This window comes from Sulfitobacter faviae (assembly GCF_029870955.1).
Lineage (GTDB): Bacteria > Pseudomonadota > Alphaproteobacteria > Rhodobacterales > Rhodobacteraceae > Sulfitobacter > Sulfitobacter faviae.
On sequence record NZ_PGFQ01000001.1, the window covers coordinates 2815053 to 2837214 of the forward strand.

Here is a 22162-nt window from a genome sequence, read left to right on the forward strand (position 1 = left end):
CGCTACGGAACGCAATGCCTACGCACTCAGAGACCCGCCAACTGCCCTATAGCGCGCAACAGATGTATGATCTTGTCGCCGATGTGGGCCGCTATCCTGAATTCCTGCCCTGGACCGCCGCCGCGCGCATTCGCAGCGACGAGGACCGCGGCGATCATCGGGTGATGGATGCCGATCTGGTGATCTCGTTCAAAGTCTTTCGGGAGCGGTTTACCAGCCGCGTCGTGCTGTGGCCCGGGGCCAAGAAGATCGACACGGAATACCTCGACGGACCATTCAAGTATATGAAATCAAACTGGCATTTCGAGGATAATCTCGAAGGCTGTCAGGTGCATTTCTTCGTCGATTTCGAATTCCGCAACGCCATCTTGCAAAAGGTCATCGGCGTGGTTTTCAACGAGGCGATGCAGCGTATCGTGCGCGCCTTTGAGAACCGCGCGAAAGAGCTTTACGGCCCCAAGGGTTAAAGCGCCGCGTATCCTTGCAGCAAAAGGCCGAGCGCGTGGTCGCGGGCGGCCAAACGCACGGCATCACGGCCCTGCGCGCCGAACTCCACCGTTTCTGTCTGAACCCCGGCTGCCGTGGCAAGGCCGAAACAGACGCGGCCCTCGGGCTTGTGCTCTGATCCGCCGGGGCCTGCGATGCCGGTGATGGAGACGGCGATCCGCGCTTCGGACCGCGCCAGAGCGCCCGCCGCCATTCCTTCGGCGACCTGTTCCGAGACCGCACCCCAATCCGCCAACGTCTCCTCCGACACGCCCAGCATCGCCATCTTCGCCGCATTGGTATAGGTGACGAATCCCCGGTCCAGCAGCGCCGAGGAGCCCGGCAGATCGGTCAGCGCGGCGGTGAGCATGCCGCCGGTGCAGCTTTCCGCACAGGCGACCATCGCGCCGGTTTCGCGGGCCTTTTCCAACAGTTGCGCGGCAAGGCTCATTTACAGCACCCCGTGATAAAGTGCGGCCAGCGCCATGACGCCGAGCGCCGCGAAAACCCCGGCAAAGATATCGTCGAGCATCACCCCCCAAGGCCCGCCCAGACGGTCGGCCCAGCCGATGATCAGCGGTTTGGTGATGTCGAACAGCCGGAACAGCGCGAAGGCGGCGATCCAACCGGGCCACATGGCAAGGATCGGGATTTGCATCGACCATGCGGCATAGGAGAGCGGCAAAAGCGCGATCCACTGGCCGACCAATTCATCGACCACCACCTCTCCGGGGTCATGATCCGGCCCGCCCGCGGTGTAGCGTCCGGTGGCCCACCAGCCCAAGGGAATGGCCACCAAAAGCCCGATCACCAGCAGCGGAAAGCCCCCAACACATGCAAAAGCCAAGCATAGGGCAGGGCGATGAGCGACCCCCAAGTGCCCGGCGCGGGGCGGATGTGGCCAACGCCCAGTAGCGTCGCGATCAGATGTGCTGCGGTCATGATTTCACCAATGTTGCCGTTGCCATACAGGCGATGCCTTCGCCCCGCCCGGTAAAGCCGAGGCGCTCGCTCGTGGTGGCCTTGACTGATACGCGGTCGATCTCAATCCCCAGCATCTCGGCCATCGCGGCGCGCATCGGCTGCACATGAGGGCCGATCTTGGGGGTCTCGCAAATCAGCGTGCAATCGACATGGGTGAGGGTGAAGCCCATGTCGCGCGCCAGTTCCGCGGCATGACGCAGGAAGATATCGCTGCGCGCGCCTTTCCATTGTGGGTCGCTCGGCGGGAAATGCTGGCCGATGTCGCCGCGTGCAAGCGCGCCGTAGATGGCATCGGTCACCGTGTGCAGCGCCACATCGGCGTCGGAATGGCCGACCAGCCCGTTGGTATGTGGGATGTCGATGCCGCAGAGGGTCACGTGATCTCCGGGGCCGAAAGCGTGCACGTCAAATCCGTTGCCGGTGCGAATGTCCATGCGGGTCTCCAATATGCGGGCGGCGCGGGCGAAATCCTCGGGCCGGGTGATTTTCAGGTTATCGGCGCTGCCTTGGGTGATGGCAACGGTCAGGCCCGCCGCGCGGGCGACTTCGACGTCATCCGCCGCTTGGCCGTCATAAGCCGCATGCGCCGCACGGATCGCGGTGAGGTCAAAGCCCTGCGGTGTTTGCGCGGCGAAAAGGGCGCTGCGGTCTTGGGTGCCGGTGACGCGGCCTTCGTGCCCCTGCCAAAGCGCGTCACTCACCGGCAGCCCCGGCGCGGCGGCTTGATGGTGGTCGAGCGCGTCGATCACGCCTGAGATGATTTGGGCCGAAACGCAGGGCCGTGCCGCATCATGGATCAGCACCTTCCTCGCCCCCCGGATCGCCGCAAGCCCGCGTTGGACCGAGGCCGCGCGGTCCGCCCCGCCGGTGGTGACGGTGATGCCACCCGCCGTGAATGCCCCTGCATGATCCATGTCGTCCGCGTTCAGCACCAGCACGATCTCGGTGATCTGGGGCAGGGCGCGAAAGGCGGCGATCGTGTGGTCGATCACCCGCGCCCCCGCCAGCGCCTGCCATTGCTTCGGCTGCGGACCGCCGGCGCGGCTGCCGCGTCCTGCGGCAACGATCAGAGCTGCGATACTCATTTGGGCAATCCGGAAAAGCTGGCGAACATGGCCCTGTCTAGGCAATGCGGCGGCGGGGTGCAATCTGGGGTGGCTGCCTAAAAAATGGGCAGTGCCTTGGCGCATAGCTGCTTTTCCGGGTAGTTTTATTGAGGTCACCCCGTGGCAGAGCTACACAGCAAGGGACCGCACAAGGATTAAGCATGTGACCGCCGACCCCTGACATTCGACCCGCCGGTATTCCTCGCCCCGATGGCCGGGATCACCGATCTGCCCTATCGCAGCCTCGTGGCGCGATTCGGGGCCGGATTGGTCGTGTCCGAGATGGTCGCCAGTCAGGAGTTGCTCAGCCGCCGCCCCGGCACGCGGGAGAAAGCGGAACTGGGGCTCGATGTCATCGGCACCTCCGTTCAGCTTGCCGGGCGCGAGGCCGAACCGATGGCCGAAGCCGCCCGCATGGTCGAGGCGATGGGCGCGCGGATCATCGACATTAACATGGGCTGCCCGGCCAAGAAGGTTACGCAGGGCGCCTCCGGCTCGGCACTGATGAAGACCCCCGATCACGCACTGCGGCTGATCGAGGCGGTGGTCGGCGCGGTCAAGGTACCGGTGACGCTGAAAACCCGGCTGGGCTGGGACGACAATATGCTCAACGCCGCCCCGATCGCCAAACGGGCCGAAGAGGTGGGCGTGCAGATGATCACCATCCACGGGCGCACGCGCTGTCAGTTCTACAAGGGCCGCGCCGATTGGGCCGCGATCCGGGCGGTGAAAGAGGCCGTGAATGTTCCGGTCATCGCCAATGGCGACATTATTGGCAGTGACACGGCGCGCACGGCGCTGCGGCTGTCGGGGCGGACGGTGTGATGGTGGGCCGCGGTGCGCAAGGAAGGCCGTGGCTGCTGGCGCAGATCGCCCATGATCTGCATGGACGGCCCAAGCCGATGATCCCGCAAGGGCAGGCGATGGCCGAAATGGTGGCCGAACATTACGACGAGATGCTGCGTTTCTACGGCACCGATTTGGGGGCCAAGGTCGCGCGGAAACATCTGGGCTGGTATATGGATCACTGCGCCACCCCTGCCGATCTGCGCCGCGCGCTGCTCACGGCGCGCGAGGTGAAAACCACTTTCGATCTCATCGCGGAGGCCATGCAATATGACGCCGCCACCGCCCAACCCCGGGCCGCAGCATGAGAAGCGAGACCCCGGAGCGGCAGGTTTGGACCTCTCTGCCGGTGCCTGCTTTCATCGTCGGTGCCGATGACCGGGTCGTCGATCTGAACCCCTCTGCCGAAGGCTTCCTCAATGCCTCCGCCCGCGCCACCATCGGCCAGTCGATCTGGCAGCTGATCGCGGTGGATCACCCGCTTGAGGCCGCATTCGCCCGTGCGCGGCTGCAAGGCACGCCGCTTTTCGTCAATGACGTGGATGTGGGCGCGATGCAGCGCGCGCCCTTGCAGTGCGGCTTGCAGATCGCCCCGCTGGTGGGCGGCGCAGGCGAGATGGTCTTGATGATCACCCCGCGTGAATTGGCCGGGCGCATCACCCAAGATCACAGCGTGAAATCCGCCGCCAAATCCGCCATCGGCATGGCCGAGATGCTGGCCCATGAGATCAAGAACCCGCTCGCCGGGATCACCGGCGCGGCGCAGCTCTTGTCGATGAACCTGTCCAAGAATGATCTGGAACTGACCGATCTGATCGTCGCCGAAAGCCGCCGCATCGTGAAACTGCTGGAGCAGGTCGAACAATTCGGCAATCTGACCGCGCCCGAGCGCAAGCCCGTGAACCTGCATGACGTGTTGGACCGCGCCCGCCGATCGGCTCTGCTGGGCTTTGGCTCGCACATGAAAATCACCGAGGATTACGACCCCTCGCTGCCGCCCGCGCTTGGCGACAAGGACCAGCTTTTGCAGGTCTTGCTCAACCTCATTCGCAACGCGGCTGAGGCGGCGGGCGAGGCGGGGGGCACCATCCGGCTCCGCAGTTTCTATGAACATGGCTTCCAGCTGCGCCGTGCTGATGGGGATGGCCAGCCGTTGCCCCTCCAGATCGAAGTGATCGACGATGGCCCCGGCCTGCCGGATCATATCCGCGCCGATGTTTTCGATCCCTTCGTCTCGGGCCGGGAGAATGGCACCGGGCTGGGCCTCGCCTTGGTGAGCAAGATCATCTCAGACCATGGAGGCTGGATTTCCGTCAGTTCCGCCCCCGGTCGAACCGCATTCCGCATTTCGCTGCCGCGCGCAGGCGCCGCTGCCCTCAAGGAGAATTGACATGGATGGCACCATCCTCGTCGCCGATGACGACCGCACAATCCGCACCGTTCTGACCCAAGCGCTGACCCGCGCGGGCTGCAAGGTGCATGCCACGTCAAGCCTGACCACCCTGATGCGATGGGTCAGCGAGGGCAAGGGCGACGCGGTGATCTCTGACGTGGTCATGCCCGATGGCAACGGATTGGAAATGTTGCCGAAAATCGCGCAGGACCGGCCCGGCCTGCCGGTGATCGTGATCTCGGCGCAGAACACGATCATGACGGCGATCAAGGCGGCAGAGGCCGAAGCCTTTGACTATCTGCCCAAACCCTTCGACCTGCCGGACCTGATGAAACGCACGGCGCGCGCCTTGGAGCAGCGCACGACGCTCAGCCGCAAAGCTGCCGCCGATGACAGTGCCGAGATCGACGCGGAGCGTGATGATCTGCCGATGATTGGCCGCACCCCGGTGATGCAAGCGCTCTACCGCACCGTGGCGCGTGTGATGAACACGGACCTGCCGGTGCTGATTTGGGGCGAGAGCGGTTCGGGCAAGTCACTGATCGCGCGAGCTATTCACGACTTCTCTGATCGGCGCAGCCTGCCGTTCGTGACCGTGACGGACGCCGATCTTGCCGATATCGAAGGCCCCTCGCGGGTGCTGGCGCGGGTCGGCGGGGGCACTCTGATGATCGATGAGATCGCGGATTTCCCGCAGGATATTCAAGCCCGTCTGGTGCGGATGATGGACGCGCCGGGCGATGACGCGCCGCGCTTCATGGCCACCAGCCAAAGCGATCTGGATGCCGCGATGCAAGAGGGCAAGCTGCGCCGCGATCTCTATTACCGTCTGTCTGGGGCGACCCTCGAAGTGCCCGCCCTGCGAGATCGGGTCGAAGACATCCCGCTTTTGGCGGACCATTTTCTGGCCCGCGCCAATCCCGGCCCTGCTTCGCCGCGCAAGCTGTCGGACAAAGCTGCGCAGATTTTGCTGAAATTCCCATGGCCCGGTAATGTGCGCCAGTTGGAGCATGCGATGCGGCAACTCGCGCTCGCCAGCCAAGCGGCTGAGATTACGGCCAGCGAGGCTGAGCAACTGCTGGGGGCGCAAAGCGGTCCGGCACCGATGCAGACCGAGGCCGATACCGAACGGCTGGGCGCCTCGGTCGAGCGGCATTTGCAACGCTACTTTGATCTGCACGGCTCCATGCTGCCGCCGCCGGGTCTCTACGCGCGGATTCTGCGTGAGGTTGAGCTGCCGATGATCGAAATCGCCCTTGCCGCCACGGCGGGGAATCAGGCGAAATGTGCCGCTTTGCTGGGAATTAACCGAAATACTTTGCGCAAGAAGATCACCGACCTCGATATTGAGGTGACACGGGGCCGCAAGATGATGTAAAAGAGCCACATAACAGTGGCCATCGGGGAACTCCCCCGTTCAGGACCACATAATATGGCGGTTGATGCAGCGATGCATCACAACATCGGTGAGGTATGCGGGTGGCAACCCGGTCACGCAGGTTCAAGCTCGAGCGGTTGGGGCGTCTCAGGCGGGTCAAGCGGCTGCGCAATTGGTCCACCTTCGGGCTGGTGGTGCTGGGGCCGGTCTTGGCGCTGGCGACCTATCTGGCGCTCGGGCCGCTAGGGCAGGGGGCGGATACGCTCAACCTGCGGCTCATTCTCTTGTCCGACCTCGTCTATGTGCTGCTGGTGGCGGCGCTGGTGCTGATCCAAGTCGGGCGGCTGATCTCGGCACGGCGCGCCAAATCGGCGGGGTCGCGGTTGCACCTGCGGCTGACGGGGGTCTTTGCGCTGATGGCGCTGATCCCGACGGTCACGGTGGCGATTTTCGCGGGGCTCACGGTGAATGTCGGGCTCGAAGGCTGGTTTTCCGACCGGGTCAGCGGCGTGGTCGGCTCGTCTCTGGCAGCGGCGGAGGCTTACGAGGCCGAGCAGCGCGAGGCGCTGATCTTGGACGCGCAGACCCTTGCCCGCAGCATCGACAGCGCCCGCGCACAGGGCATCAACCTGAGCGACAGTGAGCTTTTGGGCGAGGGCCAGCGGCAAATCCAACGGGGCCTGCGCGAAGCCTTTCTGATCGACAGCACCGCGCAGATCCGGGCGCGGGGGATCGGTCCTATCTCTTTGATTTTGAGGCCCCACCGAGGCGCAGCTGGAAACCGCCAGCGAAGAGGGGCTTTTGGTCATCGAGGACTGGCCCAACAATGAATTCCGCGCGCTGGTGCCGATGGACGCCTATGTCGATCGTTTCCTCTATGTCTCCCGCGCGGTAGATGGTGAGATTCTGGCGCTGCTGGATGAAACCAAGGAAACGGTGCGCCTCTACCAACAGCTTGAATCCGAACGCGGGCGGCTGCTGTTTGAATTCGCCCTTGTTTATCTGGGCTTTGCGGTAATCCTCATTTTGGCCGCCGTTTGGCTGGGCCTGTGGTTTGCCGAGCGGCTTTCCGGCCCGGTTGGGCGGCTCACGGGGGCCGCGCAGCAGGTGGGCGCGGGCGATTTGAACGTGCAGGTCCGCGAAGAAGAAGGCGATGACGAGATCGCCATGCTGGGCCGTTACTTCAACCAGATGACCCGGCAGTTGAAGGGCCAGCGCGAGACGCTGTTGGAGAATACCGACCAGATCGAACGCCGCCGCCGCCTCTTCGATTCCGTGCTAAGCTCGGTGACCTCGGGCGTGGTGGGGCTCGATCCCGAGGGGCGCGTGACCTTCGTGAACCGCTCGGCCATGCGGCTGCTGGATTGGTCCGAAGATCAGCAAAGCCTGCCCCTGACCCTTGCGGTGCCGGAGTTCGGGCCGCTGTTCGAAACGGTCAAGGCCGCCTCGGATGAGGTGGCGCAGGCCGAGGTCAAGGTCTCGCGCCAAGGGGCGATGGAGAACCTCTTGGTCCGCATGGCGACCCGCCGGTCCAAGGATGGCGATCTTGAGGGCTATGTGGTGGCCTTTGACGATGTGACCGATCTGGTGTCGGCGCAGCGTATGGCCGCATGGGGTGATGTGGCCCGCCGCATCGCGCATGAGATCAAGAACCCGCTGACGCCCATCCAGCTGAGTGCCGAGCGCATTCGCCGCAAGTTCGGCCCCAAGATGGCCGAAGGCGATGACGACGCGCTGGAGCAGATGACCGGCGTGATCATTCGCCAGACAGGTGACCTGCGGCGAATCGTCGACGAGTTCTCGAAATTCGCGCGGATGCCCGAGCCGGAAACCAGCCGTCAGGACATCCGGCAGTTGCTGCGCGACGCGGTGCTGCTTCAGCAAAGCCGGCAGGAAGAGGTGGCGATCAAACTCGACCTGCCCGCAGAGCCGGTGATGGCCAATATCGACGGCACGATGATTTCGCAGGCGCTGACCAATCTGATCAAGAACGCAGGCGAAGCCATTGAAAGCCTGAAGAAAGAAGGCGCGCCTGAAGGGCATGCACCGCAGATCCGCGTGACGCTCACGCCCGAGAACCGGCTCTTGCGGCTGACCATCGCCGACAATGGCATTGGCCTGCCCGAAGACCGCGCCCGGCTGTTCGAGCCCTATGTGACCACGCGCAGCGAAGGCACGGGGCTGGGCCTGCCGATCGTCAAAAAGATTATCGAGGAACACGGCGGCAGCCTGACGCTCGAAACCGCGCCCGCATTTGACGGGCAAGACCATCACGGTGCCATGGCAGTCATTTCGCTGCCCTTGGCCATCGACGCAACGACAGACCAAGGGGATAAGGCAGATGAGTGACATTCTGATTGTAGACGACGAACGCGACATCCGTGAGTTGATCTCGGATATCCTTGAGGATGAAGGTTTCGCCACGCGCTTGGCCAGCAATTCGGATGAGACGATGGCCGAAATCAACACCGAGGCACCGGCCCTGATCATCCTCGACATCTGGTTGAAAGACAGCCGCATGGACGGGATCGACATCCTCAAGACGGTCAAACGCGACAACCCGGATGTGCCGGTGGTGATCATTTCGGGCCATGGCAATATCGAGATTGCCGTGGCAGCGATCAAACAGGGCGCTTACGATTTTATCGAAAAGCCGTTCAACATCGATCAGTTGCTGGTGGTGATCCGCCGCGCGATGGAAACCTCGCGCCTGCGCCGGGAGAACCAGAACCTCAAGCGCCGCGATGTGGCAACCTCCGAGATGATCGGCACCTCCGCCCCCTATCGGGCTTTGCTGGGCCAGCTTGACAAGGTGACCAAATCCAATGGCCGCGTGATGCTGACTGGCCCCGCCGGATCGGGCAAGGAAGTGGCTGCCCGCTATATCCACGCCCATTCCGCCCGCGCCGCCGCACCCTTTGTCACCGTCAACTGCGCCGGGGTGGCGCCCGACCGGATGGAAGAGGTGCTCTTTGGTCGCGAGACGCCTGATCGCGGGGTCGAGCCGGGGTTGCTAGAGCAAGCCCACGGCGGGGTGATCTATTTCGATGAGGTCGCCGACATGCCGCTTGGCACCCAGTCCAAAATCCTGCGGGTGCTGGTCGATCAACAGTTCACCCGCGTTGGCGGGACCGACAAGGTCCGCGTCGATCTGCGGGTGATTTCCTCAACGAACCGCGATCTGGATCAGGCGATCAAGGCAGATACCTTCCGGCAGGAACTCTATCACCGTCTCAACGTCGTGCCGATCGCCGTGCCCTCGCTTGAAGAGCGCCGCGAGGATATCCCGCTGCTGGCCGAACATTTCATCGCCGAATTCAACGCCTCTCAAGGGCTGCCGCAGCGTGCGTTGACCGAAGACGCCGTGGCGCTCATGCAGACGATGGTTTGGCCCGGCAACGTGCGCCAGCTCAAAAACCTTGTCGAACGGGTGCTGATCCTTGGCGACGGCACCGGCCCGATCGAAGCGCGGGAACTGCCGGGCGAAGAAGAGAATGGCGGCGATGAGGGGCGCGTGGTGCTCTCAGGCGCCTTGGCGACGTTGCCGCTGCGCGAAGCGCGCGAGGCGTTCGAGCGGGAATATCTGCTGACCCAGATCAACCGTTTCGGCGGCAACATCAGCCGCACCGCGAATTTCGTGGGGATGGAGCGCAGCGCCCTGCACCGCAAGCTGAAATCGCTTGGCGTGGTAACCTCGGCCAAAGCGGGCGTGCGTGTGGCCCATGTGGACGAGGAAGTCGAAGCGGCGGGGTAAGCGCCGCCGGTCGCGCGCGCGGGCTGCCCCGCGCGCGCGTGCGTCACCCTTGCGTGACGATCTGGAACGACCCATCGCTGTTGCGGATCACGCAGGATTTGGGGTTGAGCGCGGGCAGCGTGGTCGTCGCGCGTGTCGGTGCGGCGCGGGCCACATTGCGGGGGCAGGCGGGGATCGACACGGGCGCGAAACCTTTGTCGGCCATACATTGCGCCTCGACCCGGTTGCGCAGGTCTTCGTTCGGGTCAAAGGTCACCAATTCCCCGGGCACGTAAAAACCGCCCCGCGTGGTGCAATTGTTGTCGGCATCGCAGTGGCGCCGCGCGGGTATATAGCGTGGCGGTTCGCGGCGGATCTGCGTCGAGATTGGCACATCGCGCAGGGCCTGAACCTCGCAAGCGGTGGTGGCGCGGTTGACCTGCGCGACACTCGCGCCCGGTTTGTAATAGGTGTTGAGCGGCGCACAGGCCGCCGCCGCCAAGCCGACAAAGGTCAAGGCGAAAGCGGCGCGGGAGGGGCGAGGGGATATCGGTTTCATGGCCCCATCATGCCGCCGTTGCGGGGCAAAGACAATTGATTTGACCCTTGCCAACCCATCTGTCATGCCCTCTAACCGACCCAAGACAACCCTCACACGATCTTTGCTCAGGGTAAGGAAGCCTTCATGAAAATCATCATTTGCGGCGCAGGGCAGGTGGGTTGGCAGATTGCCCGTCACCTCAGCGGAGAGCGCAACGATGTGACCGTGGTCGACAGCAATGCCGAATTGATCCGCCGCGCCACCGATACGCTGGATGTGCAGGGCATCGCCGGTTTCGCGAGCTACCCTGACGTGCTGGACCGTGCAGGCGCGCGCGACGCCGAGATGATCATCGCCGCGACCCATTCCGATGAGGTCAATATGGTGACCTGTCAGGTGGCGCATTCGGTCTTTGGCATCAACCGCAAGATCGCGCGGCTGCGCAGCCAATCCTATCTCGATGCGATCTACTCCGACCTCTACCGCCGCGATCACATGCCGATCGACGTGGTGATCTCGCCCGAGAAGGAGGTCGCCACCGCAGCGCTCCAGCGGCTCAGTGCACCCGCCGCTTTCGACACCGAGATTTTCATGGAGGGGCAGGCGCAGCTTCTGGGGATTTCGATCGACAGTGATTGTCCTGTGGTGAACACACCGTTGCGGCAGCTGACCGATCTCTTCTCGACCCTGCGCGCCGTGGTCGTGGGCGTGCGCCGCGACGGCACGCTTTTCGCGCCCGAGGCGAAGGACCAGCTTTTCGTCGGAGATGATTGCTATGTCTTTTCGCATCACGACGACATCGCCCGCACGATGGAGATTTTCGGCAAGCAAACCACCAAGCAAGAGCGTGTCGTGCTCGTGGGCGGCGGCAATGTCGGCCTGACCGTGGCGCAGCATCTGGAAAGCGGGCCTCTGCGCGTGCGCACCAAGATGATCGAGAAGAACCGCAAATGCGCCGAGCGTGCCGCCGAAGGGTTGGAACGGACAATCGTGCTCAATGGCGACGGGCTGGATGCGGCGCTGCTGGCCGAGGCGGGCATCAGCCGCGCCGATGCGATGCTGGCGGTGACCGACGACGATAAGACCAACATGCTGTCATGCGTCCGCGCCAAAGCCGAGGGCTGCCCCTATGTGATCGCGCTGATCAACGATCCCACGCTGGTGCCGCTGATGACCCACCTTGGAATCGACGCCTATATCAACCCGCGCGCCACGACCGTAAGTTCGATCCTGCGTCACATCCGCCATGGCAGGGTGCGGGCGGTCTATTCCATCGGCGATGCCGAGGCCGAGGTGATTGAGGCCGAAGTGCTGTCGACCTCGCCCCTTGCAGGTAAGAAAGTCTCGGAAATCGACTTCCCCGAAGGCGTTTTGATCGGCATGCTGCGCAAAGAAGGCAAGGTCATTCGCCCCTTAGGCAGCACGCGGATCGACGAAGGCGATGTGGTCGCCCTCTTTGCTCTGGCCGAGGATGTGCCGCGGGTCGAACAGCTTTTGCAGGTCTCGATCGACTTTTTCTAAGCGCAGGAGCGCCTTTGTGACGCAACCGACCCGCATAGGCCCGACCGGCATCCGCCGGGAGATCGTGCAGCTGCCGCTGTTCTTGCAATTGTTCGGCGTCTCCGCCCTGTCGATGATCCTGCCGTCGATCCACGGGCTGGTGATGAACGATCATTTGGCCAGCCGGGCCTTTCTCTATGCGGGGCTTCTGGGGCTTGTGGCCTTCACGCTGATCGCCATCGCCCATGCCGGGCGCAAACCTTTGGACGGGGCGCTTGGGCCACTTTTGTCGCTGCTTTCGGCCTTTGTGTTGCTGCCGGTCTTCTTTGCGGTGCCTTTTCTTGAGGCGCTGCCGACGACGCGTTTCGTGAATGTCTATTTCGAGATGGTCAGCGCCCTGACCACCACCGGGGCCACCATGTTCAACCCCGAACGGCTGAGTGACACGCTGCATCTGTGGCGCGCGCAGGTCGGCTGGATGGGCGGGCTGCTGATGTGGGTCACGGCCTCAGCCATTCTGGCCCCGCTGCATTTGGGGGCTTTGAGGTCACGGCGCAGGCTGAGCCGGGGCGGCCTGATGACCGGATCAACACGCGGATGGGCCGCATCACCCCGCGCCAACGGCTGCTGCGCACCACCCAAGCGTTGCTGCCGATCTACTTCGGGCTGACACTGCTGCTGTGGCTTTTGCTCGTCATCGGTGGGGAGACGGCCTTGGTGGCGCTTTGCCATGCCATGTCGGTCATGGCGACCTCGGGCATTTCGCCCATCGGCGGCGTGGCCGAGGCGCAGGTCGGCGTGACGGGCGAGGCGGTGATGATGCTCTTCATGCTCTTCGCCCTGTCGCGGCTGACCTTTTCCAAGGATACCGTCACCGCCACCCAAGGCGGGCTGATGACCGACCCTGAGTTTCGCATCGGGCTTTTGGTGGTGATCGGCGTGCCGCTGCTGCTGTTCGCGCGCCATTGGATCGGCGCTTTTGAGGTCGAGGTTGAGGTCGACGGCACCCGCGCCTTGCACGCGCTTTGGGGCGGGCTCTTCACGGTGCTCTCCTTCCTGTCGACCACCGGTTTCGTCTCTGAGCATTGGGCCGATGCGCAGAATTGGTCGGGGCTGCGCACGCCGGGGCTGGTGCTCATGGGGCTTGCGCTGATCGGCGGCGGGGTGGCCACCACGGCGGGCGGGGTGAAGCTGCTGCGGGTCTTCGCCCTTTACCAAAACGGGGTGCGCGAGATGGACCGGCTGGTCTATCCCAATTCCGTCAGCGGGGCGGGGGCGGCCGGGCGGCGTTTGCAAAGCAACGGGGCTTTCATCGCTTGGATCTTCTTCATGCTCTTCGCCATGTCACTGGCTGGGGTGACCCTGCTGCTGACCCTGACCGGCGCCTCCTTCGATGCGGCGGTGGTCATGTCAGTGGCCACGCTGTCCACCACCGGGCCGCTGATCGAACATGCCGCCGACAAGCCCATTCACCTGATCGAACTGGGATTGGCGGCCAAAGTCATCCTTAGCGGTGCCATGGTGCTGGGGCGGCTGGAAACCTTGGCGATTATTGCGCTGATGACCCCGAATTTGTGGCGCGCTTGACACGTTTAGCGCTAGAACCGCCCTAGTCCTCTGATATTGGGGCTGGAAACTCACGCTTTCGCACTCCATACTTGAGGCAATGGGGGGGTCCGGTACGCGGACGCCAGCAAGAACAAAAGGCGATACTACCATGGCGTCAGACAGACAGAACCTTCAGGATGCGTTCCTTAACCACGTTCGCAAGACCAAAGTACCGGTGACAATTTTCCTGATCAATGGCGTCAAATTGCAGGGCGTCATTACATGGTTTGACAACTTCTGCGTTCTGCTGCGCCGCGACGGTCAATCGCAACTTGTGTACAAACACGCGATTTCGACCATCATGCCAAGCCAGCCGATCAGCCTATATGAGGGCGAAGACGCTTCTTGAGCCGTCCAGCATTTCAGATCGACAACAGCGACGGGCCCCGCGTAACGCGCGCTTGGGTGCTGCATCCTGATATCAAGTCCGACAACGACCGGCGCGCGCCCGAGCCCGCGCTGGCCGAAGCCGTGGCACTGGCCGAGGCGCTGCCCGAGTTGCAGGTCGTCGGCTCCGAAGTCGTGCCCCTGCGCACGGTGCATGCGGGTATGCTGTTCGGCAAGGGCAAGATCGAAGAGCTTGAGCAGCGCATGAAGGGGGCAGAGGTCGACCTCGTGCTGGTCGATGGCCCCGTGACCCCGGTGCAGCAGCGCAATCTTGAGAAGGCTTGGGGCGTCAAACTGCTCGACCGGACCGGGCTGATTCTCGAAATTTTCAGCGATCGTGCGGCGACCCGCGAAGGGGTGCTTCAGGTTGAGATGGCCGCGCTGAACTATCAGCGCACGCGGCTTGTCCGGGCATGGACCCACCTTGAGCGGCAGCGCGGCGGTTTGGGTTTTGTCGGCGGTCCGGGTGAGACCCAGATCGAGGCTGACCGCCGTGCCATTGACGACCAATTGGTGCGCCTGCGCCGCCAATTGGAAAAAGTCGTGAAAACCCGCGCCCTGCACCGTGCCGCACGGGCCAAGGTGCCGTTCCCCATCGTCGCGCTGGTGGGCTATACCAACGCCGGGAAATCCACGCTTTTCAACCGTTTGACCGGGGCCGAGGTTATGGCCAAAGACATGCTCTTTGCCACGCTCGACCCGACCATGCGCAGCCTCGTGCTGCCCGATGGGCCTGAGATCATCCTCAGCGACACGGTGGGTTTCATCAGCGATCTGCCCACGGAACTCGTCGCCGCCTTCCGCGCCACGCTGGAAGAGGTTTTGGCCGCCGATATCATCTGCCATGTGCGCGATGTCTCTCATGCCGAGACCGAAGAGCAGGCGCAGAACGTGCGCGATATTCTCGCCTCTCTCGGTGTGCCGAAAGAGACCCGCAGTTTCGAGGTTTGGAACAAGCTGGACCTGCTGCCCGAAGACCGGGCCGAGGCGATGCGCGCCCGTGCCGCGCGCAACGATGATGTGCTGGCGATCTCGGCCATCACGGGCGAAGGGCTGGAGACGCTGCAAGAAACCATCGCCGAGGCGCTGCAAGGTGCCGTGCGCGAGGCTGTGCTGACCCTTGGTTTCGCCGACGGCAAGAAACGCGCCTGGCTGTTCGCGCAGGACGTGGTCGAGGGCGAGCGCCAGACCGACGACGGGTTCGAGATCACCGTGCGCTGGTCCGCGCGGCAAGAGGCTGAATTCCAGCAAATTTGACGGGTTTGCCATGGGCGGTGAAATTTTGCCGCCCCCGGCATCGAATTCCGCGCGTCGCGCCGCATATGGTCCTATGACCAAAAACGGAGCGCGCCACATGACCCTCGTTATCCTTTACCTCTCTACCGTCGTCATCTTCCTCGGGCTGGATTATCTCGGGCTGACCTACCTCATCAAACCTGCGTTCGAGCGTGATATCGGCAACTGGCTGTTGGATGAATTCCGCATGGCCCCGGCGCTGATCTTCTATGCCTTCTTCGTGGCCGTGGTGCTGTGGTTCGTGTCTTGGCCCGCGATGGTGCAGGATCATTCGCTGCTCTGGGTCTTTGGCAATGCGTTGCTGATCGGGGCGATGGGCTATGGCACCTATGAGTTCACCAATTTGGCGACGCTCAAGGATTGGACATGGGCCATGGTCGCGCGCGACTTCACTTGGGGCTCGGTCCTGACCGGGACGGCGACGACGGCGGGTGTGGCGATCACCCGCGCCTTTACCTAACGGCCCGTTTCGGTCGACCAGCGCCATGCGCCGGGTTGCAGCCCGGCCAGCGTCCAGTCGCCCACGCTTTCGCGGATCAGCCGCAGCGTGGGCAGGCCGACATGGGCTGTCATGCGCCGCACTTGCCGGTTGCGCCCCTCGCGGATGGTGATGCGCAGCCAAGCATCGGGGACCGTCTTGCGAAAACGCACCGGCGGGTCGCGCGGCCAAAGCGGATCAGGCGCGTCGATCTGATCCACCTGGGCGGGTTTCGTCAGACCGTCCTTCAGTTCGACACCTTTGCGCAGCGCGTCGAGCGCCGCGGCATCCGGCGTGCCTTCGACCTGCACCAGATAGCTCTTGGGCCGTTTGTATTTGGGATGCGCGATGCGGGCCTGAAGCGGGCCGTGGTCTGTCAGCACCAAAAGCCCTTCGCTGTCGCGGTCGAGCCGCCCTGCGGGATAAAATCCCTTTTCATCGACATAGGCCGAGAGGGTGGGCCGTGTGCTGCCTTCGGTGCCTTTGTCGGTGAATTGCGACAGCACGCCATAGGGTTTGTACAGCAAGATCACGCGGGCGGTCATTGGGCAGGCTCCAATCGGGTCACGCCCACGGCAGCGGCGCGGGCCAGTTCGGCGTCCAGCGACATCGGGATATATTCGCCCCGCCGCCAGAGTTGCGCCATATCATCGTAATGGCGCGACAGGAAATGCCCCGATTGCCCGGTGGAGGTGACAAAGACCGAACTGTCGGGATCGGCAAAATCGTAAACGCCGCGATAGCCCGCGCCGTGCACGTTATAAAACGGGTCTTTGCCGGTGCCGCGTGTCAGCCCGCGTTGCAGGGTGTTGTCCCCGCCCGAGGTCGACTGGCGGATGTTCACGAAGTAGCGCAAAAGCGGCACCTCGCCCAGCACGGGGTGATCATGGGTCGCCTGATGCGCGTCGCCCCAGCGGAGCGATTCAAGCTGCGTGCCCCATGTCTCGTTGATCCACAAAAGCGCATCGTCGAGCGCCAGCCGCGCCATGTCGTGGCAGGTCTCCACCGGCGCGGATTGGCGCACATCGCACCATTTCGCAGCGCCCTGCACATCGCGAAAGGCGCGTTCGATGAAGAGCGGCTGGATATGGGTGAACTCCTCGGCCAGCGGTCCCAATTCATCGCGGATCAGCCGGTCCTGTAGCGCGCGGATCCACGCGGCATAGATCAGCGGCTCGGGCAGGTGTTCGTTCATCTCACCCGACCAACCGGCGAGCAGATCAAGCGCGCGCTGGCGCTGGCGCTCCGGCGTGCCATCGGGGGCGGCCTCTCCGGTGAACCACAGCTCGGCGCCGATGAGCGGCAGCAGCGACCGGGCGGTGGGGCTGACGGTATCAAGCTGCGCTTCGATGAAACTATCGCGGGTGTGCACCTCGCGGTTCTGCATCAGCCGTTGCCAGCGCTGGACCCGCTGCGTGTCGCCCCAGACAAAGGAGACATGGTTGGGGAAGGGGCGGTCGACCGTTTTGTTGTTGGTATTGCCAAGGATGCCGCCTGCGGGGGCGATGAATTCGGGGTTCGCGGTATAGGGCAGCATCCCGTCCCAGCGGTTGGCGGCGATCCAACCGGGGCTGGGCATGCGCCCTTCGCTTTGGTGATTGGCATCGCGGCGCGGCATGGCGCCGATGGTCTTCATCGCGATGGTGTCGCGGTCGACAAGCGTGAGGTTCTGCGCGGGTGCCACATAGTCCGTTGCGGCATTGATCGCCTGCTGCACCGATTTCGCGCGCATCACCTTCATCGCGGCGGCAAGTGAGGTGTCCTCTTCGGTAAAGAGGGTCGAGGCGACAGAGGCCACATGCCCCGGCGGGGTGATGCTGCCAAGGTTGTAGTGGCTGCCGGGCAGCACGGGGCCATTGTCGGTCCAACGCAGGGTGACAGTGATCGGATCGGCATCGGCGATATTGATGATCGACGCGCGTTTGCGGAACTTCTTGAACCCGTCCGGGGTGCGATATTCCTCGGCGTTGTCGGGGTTCAGCTCTTCGATATAGACGTCTTGATCATCGACATAGGCGGTGGTTAGCCCCCAGCCCAGATCGGCGCTGCGGCCCGTAAGCACCACCGGCATCCCCGGAATGGTGCCACCGATCACGCCGCCGGTTTCAAGCTCCAGCCGGGCCAGATACCAGATCGCGGGGGCGGTGAAGCCCAAATGCGGGTCATTGGCCAAAAGCGTGCCCCCTGCGGCAGAGCGCGAGGGCGCGGCGGCCCAAGCGTTGGAAGCCCCGGCGAAGGCCTGCCGTTTGAAGGGTGACAGCGGGTGGCTTTCAATCGGCGCTGCGGCGGCGTGGCGGCGGGTGACCTCGGGGAAAAGGGCGGCATATTCAGGCAGGGCGGCGACCCCGCTGCCCGGCGCTTCGGGCAGGATGTCGCGCAGACGGTCCGGATCGCTCAACTCCAAAGACACGCGCGCGCGCAGCACCTCGGCCTCCAGATGGCCCGACATTTGCAGGCCCATGAGCTTGGTGATCGCGAGTGAATCCGCAGGCCGCCACGGGGCCATGGGCGCATTGAAAAGCCACATCTCGGGCGCACCGCGGCCCAAGGCTTCGGTGTTGATCTGGTCGAGACGCGCGTTGATCCCCGCGGAATAAGCCTCAAGCGCCGCTTCGGTTTCGGGGTCGAGCTTATCCGCCGCCGCCACGGCAAGGCGGTAGATGTCATAGCGCCGCATCAGCTTGTCGGTGGTGATGGTGGCGGTGCCGAAGACCTCGGACAGACGCCCCTGCGCGGTGCGGCGCAGGGTGATCAATTGCCACAGCCGGTCTTGGGCATGCGCGAAGCCGAGGCCGAAAAAGACATCCTCATCGCTCTGCCCGAAGATATGCGGCACGTTGGCATTGTCGCGCACGATCTCGACCGGGGCGCTGACGCCCGCGACCTCGACCGTATCATCATAGTCGGGCAGGGACCGCGCGGCGAACCAATAGACCAGCACCAAAACCACGACGCTCAGCGCGACGAGAAACACCGCCAATCGGATAAGCCAGCGAAACATCAATGCCATCGGGGGATCCTCGACTGGCGCGCAGATTGACCGGAGCGCGCAGGGTGGTAGGTGTAATGACAGGGAATAACGCAACTGAATGACAAGGAAAAGCACATGGCAAAGCTCGCGTTTTTGGGACTGGGGGTCATGGGGGCTCCGATGGCGGGGCATCTGCAAAAGGCGGGCCACGATGTGACCGTCTACAACCGCACCGAAGCCAAGGCCGACGACTGGGTGAAAACCTATGGCGGCGCTATGGCCAAGACACCGCGTGCGGCGGCAAAGGATGCGGACTTCGTGATCGCCTGCGTCGGCAATGACGATGATCTGCGCTCGGTCTGTTTGGGGGACGACGGGGCCTTTGGCGGCATGACGGCGGGGGCGATCTTTGTTGATCACACCACCGTTTCGGCGGCTGTGACTCGTGAGCTTTATGCCGCCGCCGATGACGCGCAGGTGAGCTTTGTCGACGCGCCGATCTCAGGTGGTCAGGCAGGCGCGGAAAACGGCCAATTGTCGATCATGTGCGGCGGCGACGAAGGCGCTTTTGACCGGGCGCTGCCGATCATGGAGGTCTACGCGAAAATTTGCCGCCGCATTGGGGAAAGCGGCGCAGGTCAGATGACCAAGATGTGCAACCAGATCGCCATCGCGGGGCTGGTGCAGGGCCTGTCCGAGGCGCTGCATTTCGCCGAGAAGGCGGGGCTTGATGGCCGCGCCGTGGTCGAGGTGATCAGCCAAGGCGCGGCAGGTTCATGGCAGATGGAAAACCGCTATGAGACCATGCTCGACGACAAGTTTGATCACGGCTTTGCTGTGGATTGGATGCGCAAGGATTTGGGCATCTGTCTCGATGCGGCGGATGAGACGGGGGCGAGCCTGCCGGTGACCGCGCTGGTCGATCAGTTCTACAAAGACGTGCAGAAGATGGGCGGCGGGCGTTGGGATACGTCGAGCCTGTTCAAACGGTTGCAGAACCTCGGCTAACCCGCAATGGGCAGCTTTGCCCATTGCCCCAAACAAAAACGCCCGGCCTAAAGCCGGGCGTGTGCTTTCAGCAGACGCGGATGCCCATTAGGGAATGATCCGCGTGTATTTCGTGCCTTCCAGCGTCGCGCCGATGCGCAGGCCCGCGCGGCCAAAGACGGCGGCCAGCACCGGGGCCATGACGGTGGTGGTATCCGCACTGACGCTGTCGCCCTTGTCCGAGATCACATATTCCAGACCGGCCCCCGCCGCCCAACCGGGCGAGCTGCGGAATTCGCGCAGGGCGGGTTCGGTCATGAAGAACAGCACATGCGCATATTGCTGCGCGCCGATCTGCAAGCCGCCCGAGGCTTTGGTCACCGAATAATAGTCCACCGTCACGTCGTTGACGCGCAGCGCGCCGCGCCCGTAGGCACCGCCAAAGCCGAGGCCCGCTTCGGTCACCAGCGGCATGACCAACATGCCATTGGCCTTTTCGGCCAATTGCCGGGTGTTGGGATAGCCGCGGTACATCTCGGCCAATGTCGCGTCCACGCGCGCGTCGATCATCGCGCTGCCGCGTCCGCCCACGCCATTGCCGCAGGCCGCGGTCGCGCCGAGCGCCGAGAGGGCGCCCAATGTCACGAAGCGCCGGTTATATGTCTGTTTGGTCATCTTATCTGCCTGTATATTCAAGATCGGTTGCCTGCTGCCGGTTTTCCCGACTTATGCGCAAGATTACGCATAATCCTGCGGCTTGTCATGTTGATTGGCCCCTTTGCGCAGATTTACGCCCTTAGGTCACGCGCTTTTGAGCAAAAGCCGGGCGACATCGGGGGCGAAATAGGTCAGCACGCCGTCGCAACCCGCGCGTTTAAAGGCCAGAAGGCTCTCCATCATCGCGCGTTCGCCGTCGATCCAACCTTGGTCCGCCGCGCCCTTGATCATGCTGTATTCGCCTGAGACCTGATAGGCGAAGGTCGGCGCGCCGAAGGCGTCTTTTACCCGGCGACAGATATCAAGGTAGGGCATTCCCGGTTTCACCATGACCATATCCGCGCCTTCCGAGAGGTCACGCGCCACAAGCCGCAGCGCCTCGTCACTATTGGCCGGATCCATCTGATAGGTCTTTTTGTCGCCGGTCAGGGCCGCAGAGGCGCCAACCGCGTCGCGGAAGGGGCCGTAGAAAGCGCTGGCGTATTTGGCGGCGTAGCTCAGGATCATCACATCTTGATGCCCGGCCTCTTCGAGGGCTGCGCGGATCGCGCCGATGCGCCCGTCCATCATATCCGAAGGCCCGATGATATCCGCCCCTGCTTCGGCTTGGGCCAGCGCCATCTTGACCAGCGCCTCGACCGTGCGGTCGTTCACGATGATGCCGTCTTCGACGAAACCGTCATGGCCGTTGATGTTATAGGTATCGAGCGCCACATCGGTCATCACCACCATCTCCGGCACCGCCTTTTTGATCGCGGCAATGGCGCGGTTGGTGGCGTTCTGCGGATCCCATGCGCGGGCGCAGTCTTCGGTTCGGTCCTCGGGCCCGGTATAGGGAAAGACGCAGACCGTGCCGATGCCCAGGTCCGCCGCCGCGCGCACCGCCGGGACCAGCGTGTCGACCGACCGGCGCATGACACCGGGCATGGAGGGGATCGGCTCTTCCACGCCTTGGCCATCGCGCACGAAAACCGGCCAGATCAGATCGCCCAGTTGCAGGTCATTCTCGCGCACCAACGCGCGGATACCGGCATTGGCACGGGTGCGGCGCAGGCGTGTGGCGGGGAAGGGGGCGTGGACGGGTTGCATCAATTATACCTCAGAATGGCTTGGCACGGGCTTGCCATGTATTTTTGAACGCCTCAACCCTATGAATTGTTGCGCCGGACCGCTAAGAGATCCGAACTCAATATTCGGACGAGCACGCCTTGGACTGGTATCAAACCCTTTTCGAAATGATCGACATGCGCTCTTTCTCGAACCTTTGGTTCTGGATCGCGCTGGCTGTGATGTGGTCGACGGCAAGTCACTGGGTGCTGGGCGTGCCCTTCGACATGGTCCTGCGCGCCCGCCGCTATGGCGGAGAGGCCGAGGCCGATTTGGAAGACATCGTGCGGATCAACGTGAACCGGATGCTCTATATCTCGCAGGTCTCGGGGCTGTGGCTCTTGGGGCTGGGGTTCTTCGCGCTGACCTCTCTGGTGCTCTTGGGGTTCGTCTATGGCATCGAATTCGCTCAAGCCCTGCTGCTCTTGGGCTTTCCCATGTCGCTGGTGGGGCTTTTAAGCCTGTCGACCGCCCGGCTCATTCGCATCGAAGGGTCAACCGGCGAGGTGCTGCGGCGGCGATTGATGCGGCACCGGCTTTACACCCAGATCATCGGCATGGTCTCGATCTTCGTGACCGCGCTTTGGGGAATGTATCAAAATCTAAGCATCGGCCCGCTGGCGGGTTGACAGCCCCCCTCCGAG

General features: G+C 63.4%; 17 protein-coding genes and 4 pseudogenes. 13 read left to right on the forward strand and 8 right to left on the reverse strand.

Features of this window, described 5'->3' with window-relative positions; genetic code table 11:
- Positions 1–14: 14 nt before the first annotated feature.
- A complete protein-coding gene (locus tag CUR85_RS14575) occupies positions 15–467 on the forward strand; it encodes a type II toxin-antitoxin system RatA family toxin (protein WP_067264051.1) in 453 nt (150 codons plus the stop codon).
- Here the strand turns inward: CUR85_RS14575 and CUR85_RS14580 are convergent.
- The 3 genes and pseudogenes from CUR85_RS14580 to CUR85_RS14590 all read right to left on the reverse strand — a co-directional run bounded on the left by CUR85_RS14580 (position 464) and on the right by CUR85_RS14590 (position 2555).
- A complete protein-coding gene (locus tag CUR85_RS14580; protein WP_067264053.1) occupies positions 464–937 on the reverse strand; it encodes a CinA family protein in 474 nt (157 codons plus the stop codon). The genes CUR85_RS14575 and CUR85_RS14580 overlap by 4 nt on opposite strands.
- Positions 938–1428 (reverse strand): annotated as a pseudogene (locus tag CUR85_RS14585) (phosphatidylglycerophosphatase A family protein). It abuts the gene before it with no gap.
- Positions 1425–2555: a bifunctional 2-C-methyl-D-erythritol 4-phosphate cytidylyltransferase/2-C-methyl-D-erythritol 2,4-cyclodiphosphate synthase gene (locus tag CUR85_RS14590; protein ID WP_067264056.1), complete on the reverse strand. Its 1131-nt coding sequence runs from the start codon at positions 2553–2555 to the stop codon at positions 1425–1427. The pseudogene CUR85_RS14585 and the gene CUR85_RS14590 overlap by 4 nt, the downstream one beginning before the upstream one ends.
- Positions 2556–2786: 231 nt before the next feature.
- On the opposite strand from CUR85_RS14590, the pseudogene dusB reads away from it, so the two are divergent.
- The 5 genes and pseudogenes from dusB to ntrX all read left to right on the forward strand — a co-directional run bounded on the left by dusB (position 2787) and on the right by ntrX (position 9947).
- Positions 2787–3730: pseudogene (dusB, locus tag CUR85_RS14595) on the forward strand (tRNA dihydrouridine synthase DusB).
- On the forward strand, positions 3727–4812 hold the full coding sequence (locus CUR85_RS14600; protein ID WP_067264058.1) for a two-component system sensor histidine kinase NtrB: 1086 nt from the start codon (positions 3727–3729) through the stop codon (positions 4810–4812). Before dusB ends, CUR85_RS14600 begins: the two are co-directional and overlap by 4 nt.
- A 1-nt stretch (position 4813) precedes the next feature.
- Complete coding sequence (locus CUR85_RS14605; protein ID WP_067264060.1) at positions 4814–6193, forward strand: response regulator; 1380 nt, start codon at positions 4814–4816, stop codon at positions 6191–6193.
- A gap of 95 nt (positions 6194–6288) precedes the next feature.
- Positions 6289–8542 (forward strand): annotated as a pseudogene (locus tag CUR85_RS14610) (sensor histidine kinase NtrY-like).
- The gene (gene ntrX / locus CUR85_RS14615; RefSeq protein ID WP_067264063.1) at positions 8535–9947 is read left to right on the forward strand and encodes a nitrogen assimilation response regulator NtrX; all 1413 of its coding nucleotides are present in this window, start codon (positions 8535–8537) and stop codon (positions 9945–9947) included. The pseudogene CUR85_RS14610 and the gene ntrX overlap by 8 nt, the downstream one beginning before the upstream one ends.
- A 43-nt stretch (positions 9948–9990) precedes the next feature.
- On the opposite strand, the gene CUR85_RS14620 is transcribed toward ntrX, so the two are convergent.
- Positions 9991–10485, reverse strand: coding sequence for a hypothetical protein (locus CUR85_RS14620; RefSeq protein WP_136720312.1), 495 nt, complete (start codon positions 10483–10485; stop codon positions 9991–9993).
- A 126-nt stretch (positions 10486–10611) separates the two neighbouring features.
- On the opposite strand from CUR85_RS14620, the gene trkA reads away from it, so the two are divergent.
- From trkA to CUR85_RS14645, 5 genes and pseudogenes are all read left to right on the forward strand, one after another.
- Complete coding sequence (trkA, locus tag CUR85_RS14625; protein ID WP_067264064.1) at positions 10612–11988, forward strand: Trk system potassium transporter TrkA; 1377 nt, start codon at positions 10612–10614, stop codon at positions 11986–11988.
- A gap of 112 nt (positions 11989–12100) precedes the next feature.
- Positions 12101–13554, forward strand: a pseudogene (locus tag CUR85_RS14630) (TrkH family potassium uptake protein).
- Positions 13555–13684: 130 nt separating this feature from the next.
- The gene (hfq, locus tag CUR85_RS14635) at positions 13685–13924 is read left to right on the forward strand and encodes an RNA chaperone Hfq (protein ID WP_007119530.1); all 240 of its coding nucleotides are present in this window, start codon (positions 13685–13687) and stop codon (positions 13922–13924) included.
- Positions 13921–15219, forward strand: coding sequence for a GTPase HflX (gene hflX / locus CUR85_RS14640; RefSeq protein WP_067267205.1), 1299 nt, complete (start codon positions 13921–13923; stop codon positions 15217–15219). The genes hfq and hflX overlap by 4 nt, the downstream gene beginning before the upstream one ends.
- A gap of 97 nt (positions 15220–15316) precedes the next feature.
- Positions 15317–15718 (forward strand): DUF2177 family protein, encoded by a 402-nt coding sequence (locus tag CUR85_RS14645; protein ID WP_067267203.1) that lies wholly within the window; start codon positions 15317–15319, stop codon positions 15716–15718.
- Here CUR85_RS14645 and CUR85_RS14650 read toward each other — a convergent pair.
- Both CUR85_RS14650 and CUR85_RS14655 read right to left on the reverse strand, forming a co-directional pair.
- Positions 15715–16281, reverse strand: a complete 567-nt coding sequence (locus CUR85_RS14650; RefSeq protein ID WP_067267202.1) for a pseudouridine synthase — start codon at positions 16279–16281, stop codon at positions 15715–15717. The two genes, CUR85_RS14645 and CUR85_RS14650, sit on opposite strands and share 4 nt — an antisense overlap.
- A complete protein-coding gene (locus CUR85_RS14655) occupies positions 16278–18746 on the reverse strand; it encodes a penicillin acylase family protein (RefSeq protein WP_280322794.1) in 2469 nt (822 codons plus the stop codon). Before CUR85_RS14655 ends, CUR85_RS14650 begins: the two co-directional genes overlap by 4 nt.
- A gap of 96 nt (positions 18747–18842) precedes the next feature.
- On the opposite strand from CUR85_RS14655, the gene CUR85_RS14660 reads away from it, so the two are divergent.
- Positions 18843–19715, forward strand: coding sequence for an NAD(P)-dependent oxidoreductase (locus CUR85_RS14660; RefSeq protein WP_136720313.1), 873 nt, complete (start codon positions 18843–18845; stop codon positions 19713–19715).
- A gap of 87 nt (positions 19716–19802) precedes the next feature.
- On the opposite strand, the gene CUR85_RS14665 is transcribed toward CUR85_RS14660, so the two are convergent.
- On the reverse strand, positions 19803–20369 hold the full coding sequence (locus tag CUR85_RS14665; protein ID WP_067262066.1) for a lipid-binding SYLF domain-containing protein: 567 nt from the start codon (positions 20367–20369) through the stop codon (positions 19803–19805).
- A gap of 126 nt (positions 20370–20495) precedes the next feature.
- Positions 20496–21500, reverse strand: a complete 1005-nt coding sequence (hemB, locus tag CUR85_RS14670; RefSeq protein WP_067262065.1) for a porphobilinogen synthase — start codon at positions 21498–21500, stop codon at positions 20496–20498.
- A gap of 119 nt (positions 21501–21619) precedes the next feature.
- On the opposite strand from hemB, the gene CUR85_RS14675 reads away from it, so the two are divergent.
- On the forward strand, positions 21620–22147 hold the full coding sequence (locus CUR85_RS14675) for a component of SufBCD complex (RefSeq protein ID WP_136720314.1): 528 nt from the start codon (positions 21620–21622) through the stop codon (positions 22145–22147).
- Positions 22148–22162 lie beyond the last annotated feature (15 nt).